Raw genomic sequence first — 26,186 nt, 5'->3', positions numbered from 1 at the left:
CTTTGTCTGTCGTGGACAAGGTGGGTCTCCCCCCGGTATGTCAGAACCCGAGCTTGTCGTAGCTGCTCGCGTTCTCCTTGGTGATCGTCTCGGAGGCCAGGGTCACTTCCTTGGGCACCTGCAGCTCCGTCAGGTCGCCCAGGCCCCGGCCCTGCGCGATGAGCCGCGCGAGCGAGACCGCCGAGGAGGCCATCGACGGGTTGTAGGTGACCGTGGCCTTCAGCACGGTGTTGTCGGCCTTGATCGCGTCGATGGCGAGCTTGGAGCCCGCGCCGCCGACCATGAAGAACTCGGAGCGGTTGGCCTGCTTGACGGCGGCCAGCACGCCGATGCCCTGGTCGTCGTCGTGGTTCCAGATGGCGTCGATCTTCGGCAGCGCCTGGAGCAGCTGGGACGCCTCGCGCTGGCCGCTGTCCGAGGTGAACTCGGCCGAGCGACGGTTCCGCACCGTGAAGCCGTAGGTCGCCAGGGCGGCCTTGAAGCCCTCGCTGCGCTCGACGGTCAGCGGGATCTCCAGACCGGCGATCTCACCGATGACCGGGTTGGCGACGCCCTTGTCCTTGAGCATCTTGCCGATGAAGTGCCCCGCCGAGACGCCCATGCCGTAGTTGTCACCCTTGATGACCAGCCGCGACGCGAGCGCGTCGGGGAAGGCCCGGTCCAGGTTGACGATCGGGATGCCGGCCTGCATGGCCTGGAGGGCAACGGCGTTGACCTCCTTGCCGTCGTGCGGCAACACGACGATGATGTCCGGCTTCTGGGCGATCAGGGTGCCGAGCGTGGAGCGCTGGGCCTCGGAGTTCGACCCACCGTCGACCTCCTTGAACTCCACGTCCGAGTAGGCGGCGGCCTGCGCCTTGGCGTTGGCGTGGATCGCGCCCATCCAGCCGTGGTCGGCGGCCGGGGCGGAGAAGCCGATGACGACCTTCTTGCCCGGGGCGTTGTTGCCTTCGCTGTTCCCGGCAGCCTTGGTCTGCGTGCTGGCGGCCGGGGTCTCGTTGCTGGTGCAGGCGGTGAGCAGGGTGGCAGCGCCCACTGCGGCTCCACCGAAGAGCAACCGGCGGCGCGACAGGTCGCGACTGTTCTGGGTCATGAACGACCTCCTGGGAGCGGGATGTGACTTATTGAGGGTGTGCGAGGCCCGGCCGGCGTCGACGTGCTCGACGTCGCCAGGACAACGGTGCGGTGCGTCAGGTTGCGGTGGTGACCCTGTTCCGCGCGAGGAGCCGAGTGACGGACTTGAACTGGAACTGCTGGACCAGGACGGCGGCGACGATGATGCCGCCCTTGACCATGTTCTGTGCCTCGATGGAGAGGCCGTTGATGGCGAAGAGGTTCGTGATCGTGGCGAAGATGATGACGCCGAGCAGCGAACCGACGATCGTGCCCCGACCACCGCTGAGCAGCGTCCCACCGATGATCGCCGCGGCGATGGCGTCCAACTCGTACAGGTTGGCCATCGCCGCCTGCGCGGAGGTCGCCTGCGAGGTGAGCATGATCGCGGCGATACCGCAGCAGAGACCGGAGAGCGCGTAGAGCAGCATGGTGTGCCGCCGGACGTTGATGCCGGCCAGCCGGGCCGCTTCCGGGTTGCCGCCGACGGCGATGGTCCGCCGGCCGAAGGTCGTACGGTTGAGCACGACCCAACCGGCGAGCACGACCGCGCCGAGGATGTAGACGAGGATCGGGATCCCGATCACCTTGCGCGCCGCGATGTCGTTGATGAAGGTGCTGCTCGACACCTGGGTCTGCTTGTTGGAGATCGAGGCGGCGAGCCCTCGCGCGGCCACGAGCATCGCGAGCGTCGCGATGAAGGGGACCAGCCGGCCGTACGAGATGAGCACACCGTTGACGAGGCCGACGCAGACACCGACCGCGAGGGCGGTGAAGATCATGCCGCCGGCACCGTAGCTCTGGGTGGCGACAGTGGTGCACCAGACCCCGGCGAGCGCGACGATCGCGCCGACCGACAGGTCGATGCCACCGCCGATGATCACGAAGGTCATCCCGACCGTGACCACGCCGACCACCGAGGCCAACTGGAGGATGGCCAGGACGTTGTTCCAGACCCAGTTCGGGTCGCCGTACAGGTCGGGCTTGGTGACCGCGCCGACCACGATGAGCGCGGCCAGCACCCCGATCAGACCGAGGTTGCGCTTGGCGCCGTCGCCACCGTCACCCCGCCACCAGGAGAGCCGGCCCGTGGATGCTGCTTTATCGCTTGCCACCGCCGTCTCCGCCGGATCCACCGGCGGCGACTGCGCCGGAAGCTGCGGGCGCTCCGGTGTCGCGGTGGGAGTGGGAGTCGCGTCGCTCATGCCGGTGCGCCTTCCATCAAGGACCCCGCCATCACGAGGTCAAGCACAGTGTTCTCGTCGAGTTCGCCGGCCGCGGCTTCGCGGACGACCCGCCCTTCCCGCATCACCAGCACCCGGTCGGCCAGACCCAGGACCTCGGGCACCTCGCTGGAGACCAGCAGCACCCCCACGCCCTGAGCGGCCAATGCCCGGATGACCTGGTAGAGCTCGGCCCGGGCGCCCACGTCCACGCCCCGGGTCGGCTCGTCGAGAAGCAGCAGCTTGGTGCCGCCGAGCAGCCAACGCCCGACCACCACCTTCTGCTGGTTGCCGCCGGACAGCGTGCGTACCGGCCGGTCGACGTCCCGGGGCCGCAGCTCCAGGGTCTCGGCGATCCGGTCCGCCTCGGCGCGCTCCTTGGCGGCGTTGGTGAAGCCCAGGCGCGCGTACCGACCGAAGGTGGCGAGCGTGACGTTGCGATAGATCGGCTCACCGAGCAGCAGCGCCTGGCTCTTGCGCTCCTCCGGGGCCATCCCCATGCCGGCGCGAACCGCCGCGCCGACGCCGGGACGCAGCACCTTGCCGTCCATCTGCACCGTGCCGGCCTCCGCGAGACGGGCACCGTAGATCGTCTCCAGCAGTTCGGAGCGACCGGAGCCGACCAGGCCCGCGATGCCCACGATCTCCCCGGCACGCACGCTCAGCGAGACGTCGGCGAACTCGCCGGTGCGGGTCAACCCCTCCACCTGGAGCAGGTCGGCTCCGGTGGAGTCGTCGGTCGGCCGGTCCGGGAAGACGTACTCGATGGTGCGGCCGGTCATCCGGCTCACCAGGTCGCGGGTCGGGGTGTCGCGCGCCGGCAGGTTCGCCGCCGTGGTCCGGCCGTCCTTGAGTACGGTGACCCGGTCGCCGATCTCGCGGATCTCCTCCATGCGGTGGGAGATGTAGATGACGGCGATGCCCTGCGCGGTCAGCTCGCGGATGATCCGGAACAGGTTGCCGACCTCGTCGTGCGCCAGCACCGCGCTCGGCTCGTCCATGATGATCAGTCGCGCCTCGTGCGACAGCGCCCGGGCCATGCTGACGATCTGCTTGCCGGCAGCCGGCAGCGACCGGACCATCCGGCCCGGCGGAATCTCACCGTGGCCGAGCCGACTGAGGATCTGCCGGGTGTGCCGGGCCATCCGGCCACGCCGAACGAACCCGAAGTTGCGGTACTCGTGCCCGAGGAACGCGTTCTCCGCCACCGACAGGTCCTCGACGAGGTCGAGCTCCTGGTAGATCGTGGCGATGCCGGCCTTCATCGCGGCCTGCGGGTTGGCGAACGTGGCCGGCTCGCCGCGCCACTCCACGAGCCCGGAGTCCGGTTGGTGCACCCCGGCGAGCACCTTGATGAGGGTGGACTTGCCAGCGCCGTTCTGCCCGAGCAGGCAGTGCACCTCGCCGGCACGCACCTCAAGCTGCACGCCGTCGAGCGCACGTACGCCGGGGAAGGTCTTCACCAGATCGGTGAGGCGCAGGACCACCTCGCCCGCGACGGTGTCGGCGGGAGCCTCGACCAGCGGCGCCTCGGCGACGGCCTCGGCCGACGCGGTGGCGGGGTCATCCTCGGGCAGAGCCACAGTCTCCTCCTCGCTCACGACGGAACCTCGAACAGCTTCACGGTGCTGGCCTTTGTTCGCGACTGCGGGGCTCGCAAACCCGGCTCACTCCTCGCGCTCACGACGCTGGCCTTTGTTCGCGACTGCGGGGCTCGCAAACCCGGCTCACTCCTCGCGCTCACGACGCTGGCCTTTGTTCGCGACTGCGGGGCTCGCAAACCCGGCTCACTCCTCGCGCTCACGACGCTTCCCCGAAGGCGACGTCGCTCGCGAGCACCGCCGCGCCGGTGACACCGGCTCGACCGCCCAGCTCGGACAGGACGACGGGGAGGTTGCCGGTGGCCAGCGGCAGTGACCGGCGGTAGACCACACTGCGGATCTCGGCGAGCAGGATGTGACCCAGCTGGGCCAACCCGCCGCCTATCACGATCATCGACGGGTTGGTGAAGCTGACCAGGCCGGCGAGCACCCCGCCGACCCGCCGTCCGCCGTCCCGGATCAACTGGATGCAGGTCACGTCGCCCTCGACAGCGCCCTCGGCGACGTCGAGAGCTGTCACCACACCGCGCAGGGACAGCCGCTCGGCAAGCGCCGGCGACGTGCCGCTGCGGGCGGCGGCGGCCGCGTCCTTGGCCAGCGCGGCACCGCTGAACAGCGCCTCCAGGCAGCCGACGTTGCCGCAGGAACACATCGGACCGTGCGAGTCGACCTGGATGTGGCCGATGTCGCCGGCGCAGCCGTCGGTGCCCCGGTAGACCTCGCCGGTCAGGTAGATGCCGCAGCCGATGCCGGTGCCGATCTTCACGAAGAGGAAGTCGTCCACCGAGTGGGCGACCCCACCGTGCCGCTCGCCGATCGCCATGATGTTGACGTCGTTGTCGACCACCGCCGGGCAGCCGTGCTCCCGGCTGAGCAGTTCACGCACCGGGAACCGGTCCCAGCCCGGCATGATCGGTGGTGAGACGGGAACGCCGTCGCGGAAGCTGACCGGGCCGGGTACGCCGATGCCGACCGCGTCCAGTCGCTCGTACGCGCCGTCGACCCGGGCCTTGTGCAGCAGCTCGTTGACCCGTTGCAGGGTCACCTTCGGACCGTTGCGGATGTCGGCCGTCTCGGCGTAGTGGGCCACTGGTTCGAGGCGGCCGTTGACCACCTCGACATCCATCGAGCTGGCGCCGAGGTCGACGGCGGCGAAGCGCAGCTTCGGGTTCAGCTCGACGAGCGTCGAGCGACGTCCACCTCGGGACGCGGCGAGCCCCGCCTCGGCGACATACCCCAGCGCGACCAGGCGGTCCAGCTCGGCGAGCATGCGGGGGCGCGGCATCTGGAGTCGGTCGCCCAGCTCGGCCCGGGACACGGCGCCCTCGTCGCGGAGCAGCCGCAACAGGCGCACGTGCAGGGGGTCGACGGTGCGCACCCGGGCCCCCTCTTCTGTGTCAGCGTTCACATCGACGCAACGCCGATGTGTTGTGTCCGACACAGTAGGAGCGGTCGCAGCACCTGTCCAGAGCTTCGGCTGTTCCGACGCTAACTTTTGCTCAAACGGACAGAAGTTTCGGTCGCGCTTGCGACGGGATGGATCGGTTTCGCTGTGCCCGGTCGCCGCAGCGGCACCCACCCGCCAGGGGAGGCGGCGGCCGAGCCCGCCCCGAGAGTCGCTGCGACGACGTCGCCTCCACCCGCACCCGAGGGGCGGGCGACGTCACCGTCCACCACCTATGGCGTCGATGGATATCGATCCCCATTGAGCAGCGACGACGCCACCGGGGCGGGCGACCGCGACACACCTAATCGTCGACTCCACCGTCGCCACAATTGGAAGGGACGTTGACAGTCGTCTACACGGTCGTTAACGTTCCGGGGCATCGACAGCCACGGGGCGAGTCGCGCACCGCAATTCTCCAATCGCGATGGCCTTCCGTTCTGTCGTGCCCGAACACCCCGACGGGAAGGACCCCAATGAAACGACCGACGCGCTTTATCGCGGCCGTGTCCGCAGTAGCGTTCGTCGCGCTGTTCTCACCATCGGCAGCCCAGGCGGCACCGTCTTCGAGCAGCTCTGACCTCGGCGTTGCGGCTGCAGCGCCCGTCCGGCAGGCTGCCTCCAGCGCTGCCGAGGGCGACTTTGGCACTCTCGGAAACTGCACCGCCGGCATTTTCTGCGGTGAGGTGAAGAACCGGCTCGGCCGATCCGTCAAGCTCTCGGGCAACTGGCCCACCAACAGCAAGACCATGTGGCTGCCGGCCGGCCAGGGCAGCGCCTCCGATTCGAGGTACTACTACGACTTCCGGGACACCGACGGTTTCCAGGTGCCCAGTGGCTACATTTACTACGACAGTGTGGGTAACAAATATTACCCCGGTTGGCACAAGGTGAACGACCTCCAAGTAGTTACGCTCAACGGCTGGTGCCTCACCTCAGCCTGTAGCTGACGGCCAGCTCCTGACAATGGTCGTCCGTGGCTGCCGGACCCGGCACGGCTCCCGGCAGCCACGGACGCATCGCGTCAGTTGACCGAACCGCGCTGGTTGCGCTTCTTCTTGAGCTTGCGGTCGTCGCGAAGCTCGACGTACGGCTCGTCGTCCGCCGGGTGGCCGGCCGAGATCGCACGACCGCGCTCCAACTCCGCGTCGAACTCCGCCCCGAGCAGGATCGCGATGTTGCTCAGCCACAGCCAGACCAGGAAGATGATCACGCCGGCCAACGTCCCGTACGTCTTGTCGTACGAGCCGAAGTTGCTCACGTAGAAGGCGAACAGGCCGGAGATCACCAGCCAGATCACCACGGCCAGCACTCCGCCGGGGCTGACCCAGCGGAAGCCACCGTGCCGCGCGTTCGGCGAAGCCCAGTAGAGGATCGCGAACATCAGGCTGACCAGGATGAGCAGCACCGGCCACTTGGCGACGTCCCACACCGCGACCGCCGTCGAGCCGAGCCCGATCACGTCGCCCACCGCCTCGGCGAGGCGGCCGGTGAAGACCACGATCACCGCGCAGACCAGCAGCAGCACGCCGATCACCGCTGTCACACCGGCCCGGATCGGCAGGGTCTTCCAGATCGGCCGACCCTCCGGCACGTCGTAGATGGTGTTGGACGCGCGCATGAACGCGCCGACGTAGCCGGACGCGGACCAGAACGCGGCCAACAGACCGATGATCGCCGCGACGCTGGCCAGGCCGCCGTTCTGCTGGGCGGTGTTGATCGCGCTCTCGATGATCTTCTGGATGCTGTCGTTCGGCACCGCCTGGTTGACGGTGTCCTTGACGCCCTCGGTGGCGCTCTCACCGAGCAGACCGAGCAGGGAGATCAGCACCAGCACGCCGGGGAAGATGGACAGCACCCCGTAGTAGGTGAGCGCCGCCGCCCAGTCGGTCAGGCTGTCGTCCTGGAATTCGGTGACCGTCCGACGGAAGGCAGCCTTCCACCCACTGCCGGGCAGGTCGGTGGGGCTGTCCGGCCCCGCGTCGGGCCCGACCGGCGCACTGACGGGATCACGCTCCTGCTCCCGCTGGGCGGAAGACTCGTTCGAGGCCATCGCCCCTCCTCATCGTCGGTGGTGTCACCCCCCGACATGCCCCGTCGACAGGCGCGCATAACCCCTAGCTGGAGAGCGACCTCGCCATCCGGCCTTGATCGACTCGATTCTGAGAAAGTCGCGGTGTCGGAGTCGCCCCGATGCCCCGACTTCCTGAAAGCCGAGTTGATCTGGACGGTGGGGCCGCTGGTTACCGGCCGACGGCGTCGGACTCGACGAACGCGCGCCACGTGCCGGGCGCAAAGACCAGCACCGGGCCGGTCGGGTCCTTGGAGTCACGGACGGCCACCAACCCAGGCAGGTTGCTGGCAACCTCCACACAGTTGCCGCCATCGGGGCCGCTACGAATGCTCTTGCGCCACCGGGCACCGGTTAGATCCATGTCTCCGCCACTTCCGCCATGAGATCGAGGGATTGCCCGTGCGATAGTGCCTCACCGCGGATCGACTCCCACACCTCGACCATCTGACGGACGTACTCGGCGCGGTCGATGACCTGCCCGTGACGCTGCCCAGCGAGGTAGACAAGGTCCTCCCCCTGCGACGAGCTTGCGATCACGAACGGCCCTCCGAGGCCAGCGTAAGCACCGGCGGGAGTCGGCACTACCTGGATCCGGACCCTCGGGAACGCCGTGCCAAGCTTCACGAGGTGCTGAATCTGCTCGCGCATGACTTCCGGCCCACCGACAGATCGGCGCAGCACGTGCTCGTCGATCACGGCAGTCAGCAGCGGAGGCCGGTCTCGGGTGAGCAGTCTCTGGCGGTCCAGCCGGGTTGCCACCTGCTGCTCGACCTCGTCTGCCGCGAACAAGCCGCCGCCGGCCAGTAGTGCGCGGGCGTACCCCTCGGTTTGCAGAAGGCCCGGCACACACAGCGGCTCGAACGAGCGCAGCGCTGTGGTCTCCTGCTCGATGCCGGCCCAGTCGCGGAACCACGGCACCACCGCCTCACGGCTGATCCGCCGCTGGATGCGCTCGAAGCGACCGTCGGCCCCGAACACCGCGTCACACCGGCGGGCGAAGTCCAGACTCGGCCGGCGCTCGGATGTCTCCACCTTGGCGACCAACGCCCCGGAGTAGCTCAACGCCTCGGCCAGCGCCGCCTGTGACATCCCACTGGTGGCCCGCGCCAACCGCAACTCCTCGGCGAAGTGCTCCAGCATGGACGAACTCTCCACGGACAACCCCCGTACATTCCCGTACCGTGCCGGGCCGATCACCGTACGCCCTGGTCGTCGGCGTGCGGAATCTCCCACAGTAGTCGGGTCCTCAGCAGACTGTCACGCAGCGGAACCGCTCACGGGATCGGACGGAGGGCGGAACCAGGCCGGGAGCGCCCCGTGACCCCCGATCCGGGGCGCTCCCCACCCACCCGATGGAGGTTCTCCCCCGTGCGACTCACCTGGTCGGCTCAGCACGGCGAGGGGCGCTGATGCCCCGGTACCGCCCGCACGTCGCGGCACGCCCGTCCTGGCGCTGCCGGGTCTGCGGCGCGGCGTGGCCCTGCTCACCGGCCCGGCTGGCGCTGCTGGGCGAGTACCGGGAGGACCGGATCGGCCTGCTCGTCTACCTCGCCGCGTTGCTGTACGAGGCGACCGGGGACCTCCCCGGCCAGGCCGGTCAGGACCGGTTGACCGACCGGTTCATCACCTGGGCCAGAGCCCGTTGAGCGTGCTCGTCGGCAACCGCTCAGGCCGGTCGGTACGCGCGGAGCAGCGCCTGTACGGCGTAACCGAGCAGCAGCACTCCCGCGCCGACGCCGACCACCAGCCCAGCCGAGACCGCCGAGGCGAGGCCGGTGACGAGGCCCGCCACCGCCACCAGGCACAGCGCGCCGCCGAGCGGACGAAGCAGTGGATCCCGCAGGAGCGGGGCGAGCGGGAAGAAGTGCAGACCGACCACCAGGCAGACCAGGACCGGAACGTACTCGGACCAGCCGGCGGCCACCAGCACGGCGGCACCGAGCCCGGCGGCGGCGAACTCGGCCAGGACGATGAGCAGGTACGGGCGGTCGGCGGTCCGGTCCCGAGAGCTGCCGGCTCCCCGCAGTCGGGCGGACAGCACACCGCCCAGCGCGGCGGTGAGCAGCGCGACCAGGCTGCCCACCACGAGCAGAGCCCGCAGCGGCTGCTCCGCCGCCGGCACACTGAACCAGACCATCGCGAAGACACCCAGGTAGAGAGCGGTAAGCCCGGCCTGACGTCGGTTGACGGTCACCAGATCAGACATGAAACCCCCGTGGTCGAAGGCCGACTCGGTTTCGGCTGGGCGATGCTACGCCCATGATCAGAGGCAGTCGAGCGGTGATCGTTGGCAACTGGGCGGTGGGACACGCCGTTGACGGTGTCGCTGAGCTGCCAACGATCTTCCGGAGCGTCCAGTCGACAAGGGTGCGACCGGTCAGGTGCGGGAGGACGTCCTCCAGGCCGCGGCCCGCTCGGTGAGCTGGACGAAGTCGAGCAGCTCGGCGGTTGGGCCCGAGGAGCCCGACCGCCTCACCCGGTGTCCGCACCCACCGACGCGAAACGCCGATCAATGCCCCACCCGTCAGCCAATCGACGTGTATCGTCCTTTTGTGTCGCCCATCAGCTCGCCCGATGGTTCGCCGTCACCTGTCCGACCAGCCAACTTTCCCGCCGACGGGTCCGCAGCGAGCCCTGACGGCGGGCCACCCCGACCGCGACGGGAAGCCGAGCCGGCGGAGCCGAGCGACCCGAGCGTCGCCGAGCGGGCAACCCGTGACCTGGCCGCCCAGTTCGAGGACGAGAAGCCGGGGCGGGTGCTCTCCGGGCCGGCGGGTCTGCTTCTCACCACGGCGGCGTTGGCGGTCGGTGCTCTCGCCCTGTGGCAGGTGTTCCGTCCCCTGTCGCAGGGCAGCAAGTATTACCTGATCATCTTCCTGACCGGCGTACTTCCGCTGGTGTTCCTCGCCTACCCGGCCAACCTGCGGCTGCCGGTCCGCCTGCACCCCCGCCGACGAGGCGGAAGCGCCAACAACACCGCAGGCGGCAGCAGGAGCACCCGGGCACCGGCGTCGACGCGACCCACCGCCACCGACTGGGTTCTGGTCGCCCTGACGGTCGCGGCCTGTCTCTACCCTGTCCTGCCGATCCGGGTCGGCAGCGGTGGCGGCGGCTACAACGCGTTCCTCGACCGGCAGGGCCTGCTGACACCGACGGATCTGGTGCTGGGCACCGTCCTGCTGCTCCTGCTGCTCGAAGCGTGCCGGCGTACCACCGGGTGGATCCTGCCGGCGGTCTGCCTGCTGTTCCTCGGCTACGGCTACTACGGCGGGCTGTTGCCCCAGTCCTGGCCGGTCGCGCACGCCGGGCTCGACTTCAGTCAACTCGTCGACGCGTTCTACAACTCCGACAGCGGCTTCTACGGCACACCACTCGACGTGGCCGCCTCGTACATCGTGCTGTTCACCATCTACGGCGCGGTGCTGGAGTTGTCCGGGGCCGGGCGCTTCTTCGTCGAGTTGTCGGCTGCGGCGTTCCGGCGCTCGCGTACCGCCGCCGGGCGGACGGCGGTGGCCTCCGGCTTCCTGCTCGGCACCGTCTCCGGCTCCGGCGCGGCAACGACGGTGAGCATCGGCGCGGTCACCTGGCCACTGCTGCGCCGCGCCGGCTACCCGCCGGAGCGGGCCGGCGGCATGCTGGCCGCGGCCGGGGTGGGCGCGATCCTCTCCCCACCCACCCTGGGCGCGGCGGCGTTCATCATCGCCGAGTACCTGGGCGTCTCGTACCTCCAGGTGCTGGGCTGGGCGACGGTGCCGACGGTGCTCTACTACCTCGGCATCCTGCTCGCCGTGGAGATCGACGCCCGCCGTTGCGGGGTACGCCCCGTGGTGATCGACGTCGACTCGCCCTGGCGTCTGCTGGCCCGGTTCGGCTACCACTTCGCCTCGCTGATCGCCATCATCGTCTTCCTCGCCATCGGTGTGTCCGCGACGCGCGCTGTCGTGTTCGCAATCGTCGTCGCCGCCGTGCTCTCCTACCTGGACCGCGCGCACCGACTCACCCCGGGCCGGCTGGTGACCGCGTTGGTCACCGGCGTACGCGGCGTCCTCGCCGTCACCGCGGTCTGCGCCGCCGCCGGCATCATCACGGCGACCACCACCAAGACCGGCCTCGGGCCGCAGGCGGCGGCACTGCTGATCGGCGGGGCGCAGGCGGCCACCTCGGACCCGACGCTGGTGCTGGTGCTCACCGCGCTGCTCGCCGCCGTCGCGCTCAGCCTGCTGGGCCTGGCCGTGCCGGTCACCGCGTCGTTCGTGATCGGTTGGGTGATCGTCGGGCCGGCCCTGCTCGACCTGGGCGTCACGGCACCGGCGGCGGCGATGTTCGTCTTCTACTTCGCGGTGCTGTCCGAGGTGTCCCCGCCGACAGCGCTCGCCGCGGTGGCCGCCGCCGCGGTCACCGGCGGCCGGCTGGTGCCCACCATGTGGCAGACCCTGCGGTACGCGCTGCCGGCGTACCTGACGCCGATCGCGTTCGTCATCACGCCGGCCGGGCTCGGTCTGCTGGGCATCGGTGGCGTCCAGCGGATCGCCTTCGCGGCCGTGGTCACCGCGCTCAGCGTGGCGGTGCTCGCCGTCGCCGCCGGTGGCTGGCTGCCAGGTGTGGGTCCCGTCGGCGTCCCGGAGCGGGTGCTGGGCGCCCTCGCCGGCGTCACCCTGCTCTGGCTCGAACCCGTGCCGGTCACGGTCGGCGCGGTGCTTGCCGCCGTCGCGGCGGCGGGGGTGTTCGTCCGACGCGGATCCACCGGCCGGCCACCGTCCGGATCACCAGCCAATCCTGTGGAGGAACAACTGTGAGACGAATCGACGTACGGCTCGCGGTGGGCCTGAGCGTGCTCGCCCTCGTCACGGTCAGCGCCGCGGGTTGCGGAGGCCAGCAGGGCGGCGCGGCCACTGACGACGCGGCCAGCGAGGTCACCTGCGAGGTGACCCGGGAGACCCGGGTCGGCATCGCCACCGGCAACGCGACGGGCGTGTACTACGTGGTCGGCAACGCCCTGGCCGGGCAGTTGTCCGGTGCGACCGGCGGCAAGCTCACCGGCACCGCCGCCGAGACCGGCGCCTCGGTGCAGAACGTCGAGCAACTTGTCGGTGGCCAGTACGATGTGGCGTTCTCGCTGTTCGACACGGCGGTCAACGCCGTCGAGGGCAAGGGCAGCTTCACCGCGCCGCAGCCGGTGCAGGCGCTGGCCCGCATCTACGACAACTACACCCAGGTGGTGGTCCGCAACGACTCGCAGATCACCTCGGTGGCCGACATGCGGGGCAAGCGGATCTCCACCGGCTCGCCGAAGTCCGGCACCGAGGTGATCGCCAACCGGCTGTTGGAGGCCGCCGGGCTCGACCCGGCCAAGGACATCCGGGCGCAGCGACTGGACCTCACCAAGACTGTCGAGGGGATCAAGGACGGCAGCGTCGACGGCTTCTTCTGGTCCGGTGGTCTGCCCACCGGGGGCCTCACCGACCTGTTCACCACGGCCGGCGACTCGGTGACGTTCGTCGACCTCTCGCCATTGCTGCCGAAGATGACCGCGCAGAGCCCCGGCTACCAGGCCGGGACGATCGGCCGGGACGCGTACAAGACGGCGACCGACACCCCGACCATCGTCGTACCCAATGTGTTGTTGGTGCGCAAGGACCTGGACGCCAACGTCGCCTGCGCGATCACCCGGACCGTGTTCGACAAGCGCGACGTCCTGGCCCAGGCCAACCCGGCGGCCAAGGGGATCTCGCTGGAGAAGGCCCGCAGGACCCTGCCGGTGCCGCTGCACCGCGGCGCCCAGAAGGCGTTGCAGGACCTCGACGCGAACTGACCGGGCCGGTCAGGTGTCGGCCGGCGCGGTGGCGGCGCGGGCCACACCGACCAGCCGGTCGGTCTCGGCGAGCAGGGCCTCGTCGTCCCCCGGAGTGCCGGGGTCGAGTCGGACCGTCCAGGTCAGACCGTCGACCCCGGCCACGCGCCGGGCCGCGACCCGCGCCGCGCCGCCGGGCACCGGCTGGTGCTCGGTGTACGCGACCGAGCGGGTCACCCGCGCCCGCACCTGGTGCGGCAGCTCCCCCGGGTCGAGCAGCAGGTACGTCTCGGCCGGACCGTCGGCGACCACCGTGTAGCCGTCCCGCTCGACGACGGGATCCGCGGGGGTGACCGTCAACTCCCGGCCGGACCAGACCGCCTTGAGGACGCTGTGCCAGCCGAGTCGGTGCCCTCGGCCGGGCAGCCACAACCCGAGGTTGGTGGCGACCACCACCCCGTCGCCCTCGCCGTTGCCGGCGGCGGCCCAGGCCAACACCCGTTCGTCGGCGGTCAGCGGCGGCCGGTCGGCCGGCGGCAGCTTCGGCTTGCGGCTGAACAGTCCCATCTAGAGGCCTCCCGCAGCCTGCTCGCGCAGCGCCCGGGCGTGCTGCTCCAGGGACAGCAGCTCACCGAAGGCGGCGAAGTACTCGTCCTTGTTGTTGACCGGGTTGATCCGCTGGATGCGTGACTTGAGGTCGCGGATGCGGGCGGTCACCGACCCGAACTGCACCCGGGCCATGGTGATCGACACGTAGCGCGGGTCCGGTTCGCCGTCGATCCGGAGCGGTTCGACGGCCAACTCACCGACCAGCGCCGCGGACGCCAGGTCGTCGCAGGCGTCCCGGACCGACTCGATCCAGACCGCGCCGCCGGTCGCCGACGCGGCACCACCGGCCGCCGCGATTGCCGCGCGCACCGCGACGTGCACCGGGTGGCGGTACTCGGTGGCCTCGACCGCGTCGAACATCGGCCCGGCCAGGACCGGCTGCTGGAGAGCGAGCTTCAGCGCCTCCCGTTCGACCATCGACTGCGGGCTGTCCACCGCCGGCTCGGGGCGGGCCGAGGCCGGCCGGGCGGCGGGGGCGGCGTCGCGGGCGCCGGGCGGTGGGGTGTTGCCGGCGGCGAGCACCGCCCGCTGCACCGGCTCGATCTCCATGCCGAGGTCCATGGCGAGCTTGCGGACGTACTCCGGGCGCTTCTCCCGGTCCTTCAGTCGCGCGACCAGGGGCGCGGCGTGCCGCATGGCCTCGACCCGACCGTCGACGGTGTCCAGGTCGAAGCGGCCGATCACGTGCCGCAGCGCGAAGTCGACGAGCGGCTCGCGGCGGGCGACCAGGTCACGCACCGCCAGGTCGCCCTTGGCCAACCGCAGATCGCACGGGTCCATGTTGTCCGGGCTGACCGCGATGAACGTGCGCCCCACGAACCGCTGGTCGTCTTCGAAGGCGCGCAGCGCGGCCTTCTGCCCGGCGGCGTCGCCGTCGAAGGTGAAGATGATCTCGCCGGCCACCTCGTCGCTGTCGAACAGGAGCCGACGCAGGACCGAGATGTGGTCCGCCGCGAAGGCGGTGCCGCAGGTCGCCACCGCCGTGGTCACCCCGGCCAGGTGGCAGGCCATCACGTCGGTGTAACCCTCGACGATCACCGCCCGCCCCTGCTTGGCGATCTCCCGCTTGGCCTGGTCGATGCCGTAGAGCACCTGCGACTTCTTGTAGATCGGCGTCTCGGGGGTGTTCAGGTACTTCGGGCCGTCGTCGTCGTCGAAGAGCTTGCGCGCGCCGAAACCGATCACGTCGCCGGCGAGGTCGCGGATCGGCCAGAGCAGCCGACGGCGGAACCTGTCGATCAGGGAGCCGGAGCGGGCCTCCCGGGACAGCCCGGCGGTGACCAGCTCCTGGTGGGTGAAGCCCTGCTGGCGCAGGTGCTTGGTGAGCAGGTCCCAACCATCAGGGGCGAAGCCGCAGCCGTAGCGCTCGGCGGCGACCCGGTCGAAGCCCCGTCGGGCCAGGAACTCCCGTGCCGGCCGGGCGCCGGCGGTGCTCAACTGCGCCCGGTAGAACTCGACGGCGGCGGCGTGCGCGGCGACCAGACGCTGCCGCTGACCCTGCTGCGGGCGGGGGCGGGGGGCGCCCCTGTCGTCCTCGATGTAGCGCAGTTGGATGCCGGCACGGCCGGCCAGCCGCTCGACGGACTCCACGAAGCTGAGGTGGTCGGCGTCCATCAGGAACTTGATCGCGTCCCCGCCGGCCCCGCAGCCGAAGCAGTACCAGACGTTGCGGGCCGGCGAGACGTTGAACGACGGGCTCTTCTCGTCGTGGAACGGGCACAGGCCCTTGAGGTTGCCGCCGCCGGCGGACTTCAGGGTGACGGTCTCGGAGATCACATCCCCGATCGAGGTGCGTTCCCGGACCAGTGCGATGTCCTCGTCCCGGATCCGCCCAGCCATTCGCCACCCCCTCGCCGTACATCCTGCCCTGCCGGACCGACGACACGCCGGCCGGGGGACGCCGGTGTGGCGGCGACCGCTGCCGGCTGCGCGATTCCGGCCCGGCAACCGGGCCCGCGCGGGGACCATGACCAGATGCCCACGGTACGGACCGAAGCCCCTCGCCTGCCCCGATGGCTGGCGCGGTGGTTGGGGATCGGTGGCCAGACCCCGCAGACGGACGAGGCCGGGCACCGGCACGCCACCTGGCTGGAGCTCTTCCTCGACCTCATCTTCGTGTACGCCCTGGCTGCGGTGGTGGCCCGACTCGGTGACGACACCACTCCGGGGCCGGGCTCCGTGCTTGCCGTGATCGGGCTCTTCGTGGTGATCCAGTGGGCCTGGATCGGGCAGGTCTACTACGACACCCGCTTCGATCCGGACGACGCGCTGCACCGGATGCTGGTGCTCGTCGCGTTGATCGGCGCGGGCGCGATGACGCTCGGCGTCGACGAGGTCCCGGAGAGCGTGCTCCTGCCCATCGGGTACCTGATCGTGCGGGGTGTGCTGCTCCTGCTGTACCTGCGCGCCCGTCCCAGCAGCCCGATGGCCCGGATGGTGACCACGATCTACCTGATCGGCTTCGGGTCGGGCTGGCTGATCTGGTTGGTGTCGCTGACCGTGCCCTCCGAGCTGCGGCCGGTCCTGTGGATCGTCGCGATGGTCATCGAACTGGCCACGCCCTGGGTCGGGGCGCGCTGGCTGAACCGCTGGCCGGTGGACAACAGGCACCTGCCGGAACGCATCGGCCAGTTCACCATCATCGTGCTGGGCAGCGCGCTGGCCAGCCTGCTCTTCGCCGTGCCGGACCATCCCCCGCCACACATGATCCTCACCGCCGCGTTGGCCTTCCTGATCCCGGCGGCCGTGTGGTGGGTCTACACCACGTTCGTCACCACCCGCCTGCTCCAGCGCCGGCTACGCGGCGGGCAGGCGTACAGCTACCTGCACATCCCGCTCGGCGGTGCGCTGTTGCTGCTCGGGTGGTCGCTCGGGCAGGTGGTCCGACTGGTCGACGACAATGCGAACCACCTGCCGCTCGAGTTGCGGCTGCTGCTCGGCGCGTCGATGGTGATCTGGACCCTCTGTGGTCTCGCCCTCTATTGGCTCTGGACCCGGCCGAGCAGCGCCCGGTTGGCGATCGCCGTCTACGGGGTGGTCTCGGTCTCGCTGATCACCGTGACGGTGCATCGACCAAGGGTGATGCTGTCGCTGCTCTCCCTGGCTGTCGTCGGGTACGCCGTCCTGGTCAGCAGGCGACTGGCCAAGGCCGGCGCGGCGAACCAGACGCCCGAGGGATGACCGGCGCTCAGGCCGCCGCGGCAGGCTCCGGAACGGCTACCTCCTCGGCCGCCACCTGCTGGTTCCAGTCGGCCTTGGTGGAGCGCCAACCCTCGTCGTCCATGCCGCGCCGCCAGTAGCCGGAGATGGAGAGCCGGTCGAGGGGTACGCCCCGCTCGCCGCGCAGCAGTCGGCGCAACTCCCGGACGAAGGCCGCCTCGCCGTGCACGAACGCGTGCACCTGGCCGGCCGGGAACTCCAACGCCCGCACCGCGGCGACGAGCGCCTCGCCCACCGGGCGTTCGCCCCGGTGCAACCAGGTCAGCTCCACCGCCCCGGGGCTGAGCAGCTTCTGCTCCTCGCACGGGTCGGCGATCTCCACGAAGACGTGGGCCGGTGCGCCACGTGACAGCCGCTCCAGTGCGGCCGCGATCGCCGGCAGCGCGCTCTCGTCACCGACAAGCAGGTGCCAGTCCGCGTCCGGGTTCGGGGCGTACGCGCCGCCAGGCCCGACGAAGTGCACCGGGTCGCCGGGGCGCAGCGCGGCGGCCCACGGCCCGGCCAACCCCTCGTCGCCGTGGTGCACCACGTCGACGGTCAGCTCCCCGGCCAACGGATCCCAGCGCCGCACCGTGTAGGCGCGCAGCCGGGGCCACTGCTCCCGAGGGAGGTCCCGGCGGATCGCGGCGAGGTCCAACGGCTGCGGGTACGCGACCCCCGGCTGCGGGAAGACCACCTTGATGTAGTGGTCGGTGAACTCGCCCACCGGCAGGCCGACCAGCTCGTCCCCGCCGAGGACGAGGCGGATCAGGTGCGGGGTGGGCCGCTCGGTGCGCAGCACGTGGGCCGAGGTGACGTTCCTGGGGCGTTCCGTCATGTCAGTTAGGTTAGCCTAAGCTGTCGCGTCGCCGGGCACGGGTGCGCCGGTGCCGACCAGGCGGGTGTGCCAGGTCACCGCCGCCGGGTCGGTGAGCGAGGCGACCTGATCGATCACCACCCGCAGTCTGGCCGCGTCGTCCGCCGCGGCCCGCCACAGCGGAGCGAAGATCGGGTCGAGCCCCTCCGGGGCGCGCCGGACCAGCGCGGCTACCAGCTCGGCGAGCATGGCCCGCTGCCGCTCGTAACGGCCCCGGAAGCCGCTGCGACGCATCACGTACCGGAGCGCGATGCCCTTGAGCAGGGCACACTGCGCCCGGACCAGACGGGGCACCACGAGGTCGGCGCCGTAGCGGCGGTGCGGGCCCGGCCCGAAGCGCTCCTCCGTGGCAGCCACCGCCGCGGACACGAACAGCCCCGTCACCCCGCTCGTGGTGGCCTTCAACGCGACCTGCGCGCGGTGGCTGCCGTCGTACCCCGCCAGCGGGGCGAGCAGCGGGCCGGCCAGCAGGTCGACCAGCACCTCGGCGAGGTCGGCCGCAGACTCCCCGGAGTAGGCGGCGGCCACGTCGGCGCAGAGCGCGGCGCGCTCGTCGGCGTCGGTGAGCAACGGGTGCAACGTGACGTAGCCGCCGTGGATGCCGTCCTCCACGTCGTGCACCGAGTACGCGACGTCGTCGGCCCAGTCCATCACCTGGGCCTCCAGGCAGCGCCGGTCGCCGGGCGCGCCGGTCCGGATCCAGTCGAAGACGGCCGCGTCGTCGGCGTACACCCCGAACTTGCGCTCCCCCGGCCGGCGCGGCCAGGGGTACTTGCCGATCGCGTCGAGCGATGCCCGGGTCAGGTTCAGCCCGGCGGACGAGCCGTCCGGGGCGAGCACCTTCGCCTCCAGGCGGGTCAACACCCGCAGGGTCTGCGCGTTGCCCTCGAAGCCGCCGCACGGCGTGGCGAGCAGGTCCAGGGCGGCCTCACCGTTGTGCCCGAACGGCGGGTGCCCCAGGTCGTGCGCGAGCCCCGCGACGTCCACCACATCCGGGTCGCAGCCCAGCCGGGCGCCCATCTCCCGGGCGATCTGGGCCACCTCGAGCGAGTGGGTCAGCCGGGTACGCAGGAAGTCGTCGGTGCCGGCGGTGTGCACCTGGGTCTTGGTGGCCAGCCGGCGAAACGCCGCCGAGTGCAGCACCCGCGCCCGGTCCCGCTCGTACGGCGAGCGGCGGTGCCCGGTGTCCTTGGGCGGCTCCTCGACCAGCCGGGCCTCCGCCGGGTCATTCCTCCCGGGCATGCAGCACGCAGAACTCGTTGCCCTCCGGGTCGGCCAGCACCGTCCACTCGACGTCGCCCTGGCCGATGTCGACGTGCCGCGCGCCCATGTCGACCAGGCGCTCGACCTCGGCCTCCTGGTCGGCGGGGCGCAGGTCGAGGTGCAGCCGGTTCTTGCGCTCCTTGCCCTCGGTCACGGGCACGAAGACCAGGCCGGGCAGGCGGTCGGCGGACTGGCGGATCTCCACCTCGTCGGGCTTCTCGGTGACGATCTGATAGCCGAGCGCCTCGGCCCACCACCGGGCCAGTCGGGCCGGATCGCGGGCGTCGACAGTCAGGTTCTCCCAGACACTGGTCATGCAGTCACCTCTTCCCGTTCGACGCGGCGCCGAATCGGCCGTGTGCGAGCGAGAAAAGATTACGCCCGCCACCACCGCGCGACCCGCCCACGACGCATCGACGACTGGCACACAACCACCGATCGGTCCCCAGTTGCCAACCGATCGCCGAGGGTTACGGGCTCGCGGCTGGAAGTGGCCACCTGTAGCGTTCCCGGCGCGGAACGTGACCAGCCGACTGACGCAGAGCCCGACCGGTGAGGGGTAACGCTCGTGGACGCAGACACGGTGATGGGAACGGAGCTACGCGGGCTGCGCCAACGCCGACCCGACGTCGCCGGCGCGGTGCTCGCGGGCACCGACGGGATGCTCATCTCCAGCGACCTGCCCAGCACCGACGCCACCCACCTCGCCGCGCTCGCCGCCGCGAGTTTCGGGCTCGGCCACCGGGTGGCCGACACCGTCGGGCGGGGTGAGTTCCGGGAGTCGGTCGTGTGCACCACCGCCGGTTGCGTGGTGACCTACCCGGCCGGGCGCAGCGCCCTGCTGACCCTCGTCACCGGCTCGCCACCGGGAGACCTGGAGGCGCTGCACGAGGAGGCGCGGGTGGTGGCCCGGCGGGCGGGCTCGTTCCTCGACGTTCGCGGCGGAGGCATCGGCGCGACCTCGGTGCCCGACGCGCACGCTCCACTCGCGACCCGTACCCCGATGGCGACCCTGCCGACCCAGTTGCGCCGCTCGTCCCGACCCACCTGGCGTCGTCCACCGATCTGAACGCCGGCGGCGGCCGGGTGACCGGGCCGCCGCCGGCGTACGTCAGCGGCTGTCCGACCCGCCGCTTCCCACGACCGCCCGACCGGCCTCCAGCCGTGCCACCGGCACCCGGAACGGCGAGCAGGACACGTAGTCCAGACCGACCTCGTGGAAGAAGTGCACCGAGTCCGGGTCGCCACCGTGCTCACCGCAGATGCCGAGCTTCAGACCGGGCCGGGCGGCGCGCCCCTCCTCGGCGGCGATCCGCACCAGCCGGCCGACGCCGTCGCGGTCCATCGACTCGAACGGCGAGATGCCGAAGATGCCCAGCTCCAGGTACCGCCAGAAGAACGCGCCCTCGACGTCGTCGCGGGAGAAGCCCCAGCCCATCTGGGTCAGGTCGTTGGTGCCGAAGGAGAAGAACTCGGCGGCCTCGGCGATCTGCCCGGCGGTCAGCGCCGCCCGGGGCACCTCGATCATGGTGCCGATCAGCACCTCGACGCCGCTGTCCCCGACCACCTCGGCGATGATCTTCTCCGCCTCGGCGCGGACGGTCTCCAGCTCCTGCACCGCCCCGACCAGCGGCACCATGATCTCGGGCTTCGCCACGCCCCCGTCACGGGCACAACTGACCGCCGCCTCCGCGATGGCCCGGACCTGCATCGCGAACAGGCCGGGGATGACCAGGCCGAGGCGTACGCCCCGCAGCCCGAGCATCGGGTTCTCCTCGTGCATCCGCCGGACGGCGGCGAGAAGCGCCTCCTCCTTGGCCACGTCCTCGCCGCGTTCCTGGGCGACCGCCACGTTGACGGCGAGTTGTTCCAGCGGCGGCAGGAACTCGTGCAACGGCGGGTCGATGAGGCGGACGGTGACCGGCAGGCCGTCCATCTCGCGGAAGATCTCCTCGAAGTCGGCCCGCTGCAACGGCAGCAGCGCCGCCAGGGCGGCCTCCCGCTCACCCTCGGCCCGGGCCAGGATCAGCCGCTCGACCAACTCCCGCCGGTCGCCGAGGAACATGTGCTCGGTGCGGCACAGCCCGATGCCCTCGGCGCCGAAGCGCCGGGCCCGGGCGGCGTCGGCACCGGTGTCGGCGTTCGTGCGGACCGCGAGCCGCCGCTTCCCGTCGGCGTGCGTCATGATCCGGTGTACGGCCCGGACCAGCGCGTTGTCCACGTGCTCGGGGTCGAGACTGCCCTCGAAGTACTGCACGACCTCCGACGGCATGACCGGCACCTCACCGAGGTAGACCTTCCCGGTGGTGCCGTCGATGGAGACGACGTCGCCCTCGCCGACGGTCTGCCCGGCCACGGTGAACCGCTTCGCGGGCACGTTCACCTCGATCTCGTCGGCCCCGGAGACACAGGTCTTGCCCATGCCCCGGGCCACCACCGCGGCGTGGCTGGTCTTGCCACCGCGCGAGGTGAGGATGCCCTTCGCGGCGATCATGCCGTTCAGGTCGTCCGGGTTGGTCTCCCGACGCACCAGGATCACCGACTCACCCTGGGCGGCCAGCTCGACGGCCCGCGCGGAGGTGAAGACGACCGTGCCGGACGCCGCGCCCGGCGAGGCCCCGATGCCCTTGGCGACCGGCTGGAACTCGTGGTCGAGTTGGAAGCGCGGGAACATCAGCTGGGCCAACTGCGCGCCGTTGACCCGGTGCAGCGCCTCGTCCAGGTCGATCAGACCCTCGTCGACGAGTTGCCCGGCGATGACGAACGCGGCGGCGGCGGTGCGCTTGCCGACCCGGGTCTGCAACATCCACAGCTTGCCGCGTTCGATGGTGAACTCGATGTCGCAGAGGTCCCTGTAGTGCTCCTCCAGCCGGGCCATGATGCCGAGCAGTTCGTCGTAGGAGGACTTGTCGAGCTGCTCCAACTCCTGCAACGGCACGGTGTTGCGGATGCCGGCGACCACGTCCTCACCCTGGGCGTTGGCCAGGTAGTCGCCGTAGATGCCCTGCGCGCCACTGCTCGGGTCGCGGGTGAACGCGACCCCGGTGCCGGAGTCCGGCCCGAGGTTGCCGAACACCATGGTCACCACGTTGACCGCGGTGCCGAGGTCGGCCGGGATCCTCTCCTGGCGACGGTAGAGCACCGCGCGCTCGGCGTTCCACGACTCGAAGACCGCGCGAATGGCCAGGTCGAGCTGTTCGCGTGGCTGCTGCGGGAACTCCCGACCGGTGTGCTTCAAGAAGATCTTCTTGTACGCGTCGACAAGCCCCCGCAGGTCGTCGGCGTCCAGGTCCAGGTCGTCGTGGGTGCCCTTGGCGTGCTTGGCCTCGTCGAGCGCGTGCTCGAACTCCTCGCCCGGCACCTCGCAGACGGTCTTGCCGAACATCTGGATGAGTCGTCGGTAGGAGTCCCAGGCGAAGCGGTCCGCGCCGCCGGGTGCGGTCTGGTCGGCCGAGCTGCCGGCCTGTCGTGCGAGACCTTGCACGCTCTGGTCGTTGAGGCCGACGTTGAGGACGGTCTCCATCATGCCGGGCATGGAGAACTTGGCACCCGAGCGGACGGACACCAGCAGGGGGTCCTGCGGGTCGCCGAGGCGTTTGCCCATCGCCCGCTCCAGCGCCTGCAGGTGCGCCTCGATCTGACCGGCGAGCCCGTCCGGTTCCCGTCCCGTCGCGAGGTACGCCTGGCACGCCTCGGTGGTGATGGTGAAGCCGGGCGGGACGGGCAGGCCCAGGTTGGTCATCTCGGCGAGGTTCGCCCCCTTGCCGCCGAGCAGTTCCTTGAGATCCTTGTTGCCCTCGGAGAAGTCGTAGACGTACTTGTGATCGACGGTCTCTTGCGCTGCCACCAGAGCCTCCACAACACGCGCCGGCTGGACACTTAACGAAGGTTCAGTTTTCTTCTTCCCCGGGACGGACCGCCGGTAATCCCGGGGTCTACGTCGATCGGTGGGCGAAGGTTAAGCGAACATCGAGCGACCTGGGACCGTTCGGTGACAATTGGCACAGCCATCACGACTATCCGTGTTCGTACCGGTTTTTGGGAACGCTTCCACGCGCACCATCACGCATCCCGGCCGAGCGTCGTACGCTTGACGCCACGCCAGCCAGTGAACCTCACTTTTGCCATAACCGACGCGAATACACCCCCCTCGGAGTCGCCGCCGTGTCGACCACCTCCTCCCCTGGCCCCACCGCCGTCCCCGCGACCGGCGAGGTGCCGCTGCCGACCCGGGAACCGGACGTGGCCGCGCTGGCCCGGGCGGCCGAGCAGTTTGCCGGCGATCTGCTCGCCCCGTCGGCCTCGCACCGGCTGGCCGACGTCGTCCCCGCCCCGCGCCAGGTCCAGCCGGACCCGACCGGGGACTGGGTGCTCCCGGCCGAAGCGGTGATCGTGGTCAGCGCCGAGCCCGCCGCGCTTGCGATCGCCGAGCAGCTCGCCCAGCTCCTACGGCCGGCCACCGGCTACCCGCTGCCGGTCACCGACGCCACCACGCCGGAGCCCGCAGGTGGCATCGCGCTCGTGCTGGAGGACACCGCCGACCTCGGCGCGGAGGGCTACCGGCTCGACATCACCACCGGCGGAGTACGCGTCACCGCCGCCACCGGCGCCGGCCTCTTCTACGGCGTCCAGACGCTGCGCCAGCTACTGCCGGCGGCGATCGAGAGTCCCGAGCCGGTCGCCGAGCGCTGGGCGTTGCCCGGCGGGACCATCACCGACACGCCCCGGTTTCCCTACCGGGGCGCGATGCTCGACGTCGCACGGCACTTCTTCGCCGTCCCGGACGTGCTGCGGGTGATCGACCACCTGGCCCGCTACAAGCTCAACCACCTGCACCTGCACCTCACCGACGACCAGGGCTGGCGGATCGCCGTCGACTCCTGGCCGAAGCTGACCACCGTCGGCGGGGCGACCGAGGTCGGCGGCGGCCCCGGCGGGTTCTACGCGAAGGCCGACTACGCGCGGATCGTCTCCTACGCGGCCGCCCGCCACATCACCGTCGTCCCGGAGATCGACCTGCCGGGGCACACCAACTCGGCGCTCGTCGCGTACCCGGAGCTGGCACCGGACAAGACCGCCCCACCGCCGTACACCGGCACCGAGGTCGGCTTCAGCTACGTCGACCCGGCCGACGAGCGGACGTACGACTTCGTCGCCGACGTGTTGGGCGAGGTGGCCGCGCTCACCCCCGGCCCCTGGCTGCACGTCGGCGGCGACGAGGCGTTCAAGGTCAAGGGCGAGGTCTACACCGGTTTCGTCGAGCGAGTCCAGCGCATCGTCGCCGACCTCGGCAAGACGGTCGTCGGTTGGCACCAGCTCGCACCGGCCGCCCACCTCGACGGGCGGGTCCTGCAGTGGTGGGGCACGAACGGCGAGGACCCCACCACGGTCGACGCCGTACGCCGGAGCGCCCGCCTGATCGTCTCCCCCGGAAACCACGCCTACCTGGACATGAAGTACGCCCCGGACACCCCGATCGGGCACGACTGGGCCGGCCTCATCGACGTACGGAAGGCGTACGACTGGGATCCCGGAACGCACGTCACAGGCGTACCCGCCGAGGCCGTGCTCGGTGTGGAGGCCCCGCTCTGGACCGAATCGGTCACCTCGCTGGCCGACATCGAACTCCTGCTCCTGCCCCGCCTTCCGGCCATCGCCGAACTGGGCTGGTCACCCCGGGCAAGCCACGACTGGGCCGACTTCCGCGACCGCCTTGCCGGCCAGGGCCCGCGCTGGACGACTGCCGGGATCACCTTCCACCGCGCGCCCGAGATCCCCTGGTCGACCGGACCGACCATCCCCGCCCAGCGCGACCCGGCCGTGCCCACCCACGCCGACACCCGAGAGGGCGCCGACCCCGACCCGAACACCCCATAACGCCGACCGGCGCGGGTCGTCCCGACGCCGGCTGTCCGGTATACGCCGCGCCGTCCCGTGGTCGGGGCCACCCGGACGGCGGAATCGCGGACCCGGCGGGGTCGTTATACCTGGCACGACACCGCGACTGTCTGGTCGTCGGTGCAGGGCAGCCGCCGGGAACACCGGCCGGGCCGCCCCGGTTACATCCCCCGCACCGCCGAGCAGCACGGGCCGAGGAGCCCGGCGGAATGATCCGCCGCCCCGAACCGTTGCGCTCTGTCCCGCGCGGAGAACGTCCCTCTGTCACGCCGCGCGGCACCCCCGATGAAGCAGAGGAGCACGCCATCATGCGTACCGATCTGATTCGTAAGACCGCTCTGACCGCCGCCGGCCTCGCCTTCACCGGTGGCGCCATCGCCGGCCCCGTCACCACCGCCTTCGCCGCCCCGAACACCAGCAAGCCGGCGTCGCAGGCGCAGACCGACCGCAAGGGCCACGGCGAGCGTCAGCTGGGCGTGCGCTACGAGGCCCAGCCGAACTTCTACTACTGCGGCCCCGCCGCCGCCCGCAACGCCCTGTCCGTGCAGGGCAAGGACATCAGCGTGGACGCCATGGCCAAGGAGATGGGCACCACCGAGGCCGGCACCAACTCCATCAACGACATCACCCCGGTGCTGAACAAGGAGACCGGCAAGAACGACGCGTACCACTCCGTCGAGATCAGCACGCCCAAGGCCGACGACAAGCAGACCGACAAGCTGCGCGCCGACATCGTCAAGACCGTCGACGACGGCCGGGCAGTGGTCGCCAACATCGCCGGCACCACGACCGACACCGACGGTGGTATCCACTCCTTCGAGGGTGGGCACTACATCAGCGTCGTCGGCTACCGCGACAACGGCAACATCGTCAAGATCGCCGACTCCGCCGACCCGAACACCGCCTCCTACGAGGTCACCGTCGAGCACCTCGCCGACTGGATCGCCACCCGCGGCTACGCCGCCAGCTAAGCACCACCGAACACCCGAAGGGCCGGACCCCACCACGGGTCCGGCCCTTCGGCATGCCCAGGTCACGGCGCCCCGCGCCCCGCGCCCCGCGCCCCGCGCCCCGCGCCCCGCGCCCCGCGCCCCG

General features: G+C 70.8%; 21 protein-coding genes and 1 pseudogene. 8 read left to right on the top strand and 14 right to left on the bottom strand.

What is annotated here, in order from left to right; all coding sequences use genetic code 11:
* Positions 1-40 precede the first annotated feature (40 nt).
* From ACWER9_RS20220 to ACWER9_RS20205, 4 genes are all read right to left on the bottom strand, one after another.
* Positions 41-1,093: a substrate-binding domain-containing protein gene (locus tag ACWER9_RS20220; RefSeq protein ID WP_452303286.1), complete on the bottom strand. Its 1,053-nt coding sequence runs from the start codon at positions 1,091-1,093 to the stop codon at positions 41-43.
* Positions 1,094-1,190: 97 nt separating this feature from the next.
* The gene (locus ACWER9_RS20215; RefSeq protein ID WP_357357936.1) at positions 1,191-2,318 is read right to left on the bottom strand and encodes an ABC transporter permease; all 1,128 of its coding nucleotides are present in this window, start codon (positions 2,316-2,318) and stop codon (positions 1,191-1,193) included.
* Positions 2,315-3,823 (bottom strand): sugar ABC transporter ATP-binding protein, encoded by a 1,509-nt coding sequence (locus tag ACWER9_RS20210; RefSeq protein ID WP_452303318.1) that lies wholly within the window; start codon positions 3,821-3,823, stop codon positions 2,315-2,317. The genes ACWER9_RS20215 and ACWER9_RS20210 overlap by 4 nt, the downstream gene beginning before the upstream one ends.
* Positions 3,824-4,136: 313 nt before the next feature.
* On the bottom strand, positions 4,137-5,315 hold the full coding sequence (locus ACWER9_RS20205; RefSeq protein WP_452303285.1) for an ROK family protein: 1,179 nt from the start codon (positions 5,313-5,315) through the stop codon (positions 4,137-4,139).
* 542 nt (positions 5,316-5,857) lie between these two features.
* On the opposite strand from ACWER9_RS20205, the gene ACWER9_RS20200 reads away from it, so the two are divergent.
* Positions 5,858-6,331: a hypothetical protein gene (locus ACWER9_RS20200; RefSeq protein WP_452303284.1), complete on the top strand. Its 474-nt coding sequence runs from the start codon at positions 5,858-5,860 to the stop codon at positions 6,329-6,331.
* Positions 6,332-6,405: 74 nt separating this feature from the next.
* Here the strand turns inward: ACWER9_RS20200 and ACWER9_RS20195 are convergent, their stop codons facing one another.
* From ACWER9_RS20195 to ACWER9_RS20185, 3 genes are all read right to left on the bottom strand, one after another.
* Complete coding sequence (locus ACWER9_RS20195) at positions 6,406-7,434, bottom strand: YihY/virulence factor BrkB family protein (protein WP_452303283.1); 1,029 nt, start codon at positions 7,432-7,434, stop codon at positions 6,406-6,408.
* 190 nt (positions 7,435-7,624) lie between these two features.
* Complete coding sequence (locus ACWER9_RS20190) at positions 7,625-7,816, bottom strand: DUF397 domain-containing protein (protein ID WP_452303282.1); 192 nt, start codon at positions 7,814-7,816, stop codon at positions 7,625-7,627.
* Positions 7,807-8,595, bottom strand: a complete 789-nt coding sequence (locus tag ACWER9_RS20185) for a helix-turn-helix domain-containing protein (protein WP_452303281.1) — start codon at positions 8,593-8,595, stop codon at positions 7,807-7,809. Before ACWER9_RS20185 ends, ACWER9_RS20190 begins: the two co-directional genes overlap by 10 nt.
* Positions 8,596-8,864: 269 nt before the next feature.
* Here ACWER9_RS20185 and ACWER9_RS20180 point away from each other — a divergent pair, with 269 nt between their 5' ends.
* Positions 8,865-9,101 (top strand): flavin reductase, encoded by a 237-nt coding sequence (locus ACWER9_RS20180; RefSeq protein ID WP_452303280.1) that lies wholly within the window; start codon positions 8,865-8,867, stop codon positions 9,099-9,101.
* A 20-nt stretch (positions 9,102-9,121) separates the two neighbouring features.
* Here ACWER9_RS20180 and ACWER9_RS20175 read toward each other — a convergent pair whose 3' ends face one another.
* Entirely contained in the window at positions 9,122-9,661 is a 540-nt protein-coding gene (locus ACWER9_RS20175) for a hypothetical protein (RefSeq protein WP_452303279.1), read from the bottom strand.
* 346 nt (positions 9,662-10,007) lie between these two features.
* Here ACWER9_RS20175 and ACWER9_RS20170 point away from each other — a divergent pair, with 346 nt between their 5' ends.
* Both ACWER9_RS20170 and ACWER9_RS20165 read left to right on the top strand, forming a co-directional pair.
* On the top strand, positions 10,008-12,251 hold the full coding sequence (locus tag ACWER9_RS20170; protein WP_452303278.1) for a TRAP transporter permease: 2,244 nt from the start codon (positions 10,008-10,010) through the stop codon (positions 12,249-12,251).
* A complete protein-coding gene (locus ACWER9_RS20165) occupies positions 12,248-13,267 on the top strand; it encodes a TAXI family TRAP transporter solute-binding subunit (RefSeq protein ID WP_452303277.1) in 1,020 nt (339 codons plus the stop codon). Before ACWER9_RS20170 ends, ACWER9_RS20165 begins: the two co-directional genes overlap by 4 nt.
* 9 nt (positions 13,268-13,276) lie before the next feature.
* Here the strand turns inward: ACWER9_RS20165 and ACWER9_RS20160 are convergent, their stop codons facing one another.
* Together ACWER9_RS20160 and dnaG are read right to left on the bottom strand one after the other, a co-directional pair.
* Positions 13,277-13,813, bottom strand: a complete 537-nt coding sequence (locus ACWER9_RS20160; RefSeq protein WP_452303276.1) for a hypothetical protein — start codon at positions 13,811-13,813, stop codon at positions 13,277-13,279.
* Positions 13,814-15,716 (bottom strand): annotated as a pseudogene (gene dnaG / locus ACWER9_RS20155) (DNA primase).
* 113 nt (positions 15,717-15,829) lie between these two features.
* Here dnaG and ACWER9_RS20150 point away from each other — a divergent pair.
* A complete protein-coding gene (locus ACWER9_RS20150) occupies positions 15,830-17,035 on the top strand; it encodes a low temperature requirement protein A (RefSeq protein WP_452303275.1) in 1,206 nt (401 codons plus the stop codon).
* A gap of 7 nt (positions 17,036-17,042) precedes the next feature.
* Here ACWER9_RS20150 and ACWER9_RS20145 read toward each other — a convergent pair whose 3' ends face one another.
* The 3 genes from ACWER9_RS20145 to ACWER9_RS20135 are packed head-to-tail and all read right to left on the bottom strand — an operon-like array spanning position 17,043 to position 19,509.
* The gene (locus ACWER9_RS20145; RefSeq protein WP_452303274.1) at positions 17,043-17,891 is read right to left on the bottom strand and encodes a siderophore-interacting protein; all 849 of its coding nucleotides are present in this window, start codon (positions 17,889-17,891) and stop codon (positions 17,043-17,045) included.
* A gap of 15 nt (positions 17,892-17,906) precedes the next feature.
* Positions 17,907-19,172 carry a deoxyguanosinetriphosphate triphosphohydrolase gene (locus tag ACWER9_RS20140; protein ID WP_452303273.1) on the bottom strand — a complete coding sequence of 422 codons (1,266 nt, stop codon included), beginning with the start codon at positions 19,170-19,172 and terminating at the stop codon, positions 17,907-17,909.
* Positions 19,156-19,509, bottom strand: coding sequence for a VOC family protein (locus ACWER9_RS20135; RefSeq protein WP_452303272.1), 354 nt, complete (start codon positions 19,507-19,509; stop codon positions 19,156-19,158). Before ACWER9_RS20135 ends, ACWER9_RS20140 begins: the two co-directional genes overlap by 17 nt.
* Before the next feature lie 252 nt (positions 19,510-19,761).
* Between ACWER9_RS20135 and ACWER9_RS20130 the strand changes: the two genes are divergently transcribed.
* Positions 19,762-20,262, top strand: a complete 501-nt coding sequence (locus tag ACWER9_RS20130; protein WP_452303271.1) for a roadblock/LC7 domain-containing protein — start codon at positions 19,762-19,764, stop codon at positions 20,260-20,262.
* Positions 20,263-20,304: 42 nt separating this feature from the next.
* On the opposite strand, the gene ppdK is transcribed toward ACWER9_RS20130, so the two are convergent.
* Positions 20,305-23,040, bottom strand: a complete 2,736-nt coding sequence (gene ppdK / locus ACWER9_RS20125) for a pyruvate, phosphate dikinase (RefSeq protein WP_452303270.1) — start codon at positions 23,038-23,040, stop codon at positions 20,305-20,307.
* Between the two features lie 368 nt (positions 23,041-23,408).
* Here ppdK and ACWER9_RS20120 point away from each other — a divergent pair, with 368 nt between their 5' ends.
* Positions 23,409-25,070, top strand: a complete 1,662-nt coding sequence (locus ACWER9_RS20120; protein ID WP_452303317.1) for a beta-N-acetylhexosaminidase — start codon at positions 23,409-23,411, stop codon at positions 25,068-25,070.
* A 329-nt stretch (positions 25,071-25,399) separates the two neighbouring features.
* On the top strand, positions 25,400-26,062 hold the full coding sequence (locus ACWER9_RS20115) for a C39 family peptidase (RefSeq protein WP_452303269.1): 663 nt from the start codon (positions 25,400-25,402) through the stop codon (positions 26,060-26,062).
* Positions 26,063-26,186: the final 124 nt, after the last annotated feature.

The organism is Micromonospora sp. NPDC003944, assembly GCF_053605225.1.
The sequence above is the reverse complement of the archived record's forward strand: the minus strand, read 5'-3'. Positions and strand labels throughout refer to the sequence as shown.

Coding starts and splice junctions, on each gene's coding strand:
- ACWER9_RS20150 (WP_452303275.1), top strand. CDS start 15,830: ATGCCCACGGTACGGACCGAAGCCCCTCGCCTGCCCCGATGGCTGGCG.
- ACWER9_RS20195 (WP_452303283.1), bottom strand. CDS start 7,434: ATGGCCTCGAACGAGTCTTCCGCCCAGCGGGAGCAGGAGCGTGATCCC.
- ACWER9_RS20140 (WP_452303273.1), bottom strand. CDS start 19,172: ATGCCCGGGAGGAATGACCCGGCGGAGGCCCGGCTGGTCGAGGAGCCG.
- ACWER9_RS20145 (WP_452303274.1), bottom strand. CDS start 17,891: ATGACGGAACGCCCCAGGAACGTCACCTCGGCCCACGTGCTGCGCACC.
- ACWER9_RS20185 (WP_452303281.1), bottom strand. CDS start 8,595: ATGCTGGAGCACTTCGCCGAGGAGTTGCGGTTGGCGCGGGCCACCAGT.
- ACWER9_RS20220 (WP_452303286.1), bottom strand. CDS start 1,093: ATGACCCAGAACAGTCGCGACCTGTCGCGCCGCCGGTTGCTCTTCGGT.
- ACWER9_RS20200 (WP_452303284.1), top strand. CDS start 5,858: ATGAAACGACCGACGCGCTTTATCGCGGCCGTGTCCGCAGTAGCGTTC.
- ACWER9_RS20215 (WP_357357936.1), bottom strand. CDS start 2,318: ATGAGCGACGCGACTCCCACTCCCACCGCGACACCGGAGCGCCCGCAG.
- ACWER9_RS20115 (WP_452303269.1), top strand. CDS start 25,400: ATGCGTACCGATCTGATTCGTAAGACCGCTCTGACCGCCGCCGGCCTC.
- ACWER9_RS20190 (WP_452303282.1), bottom strand. CDS start 7,816: ATGGATCTAACCGGTGCCCGGTGGCGCAAGAGCATTCGTAGCGGCCCC.
- ACWER9_RS20180 (WP_452303280.1), top strand. CDS start 8,865: ATGCCCCGGTACCGCCCGCACGTCGCGGCACGCCCGTCCTGGCGCTGC.
- ACWER9_RS20175 (WP_452303279.1), bottom strand. CDS start 9,661: ATGTCTGATCTGGTGACCGTCAACCGACGTCAGGCCGGGCTTACCGCT.
- ACWER9_RS20135 (WP_452303272.1), bottom strand. CDS start 19,509: ATGACCAGTGTCTGGGAGAACCTGACTGTCGACGCCCGCGATCCGGCC.
- ACWER9_RS20160 (WP_452303276.1), bottom strand. CDS start 13,813: ATGGGACTGTTCAGCCGCAAGCCGAAGCTGCCGCCGGCCGACCGGCCG.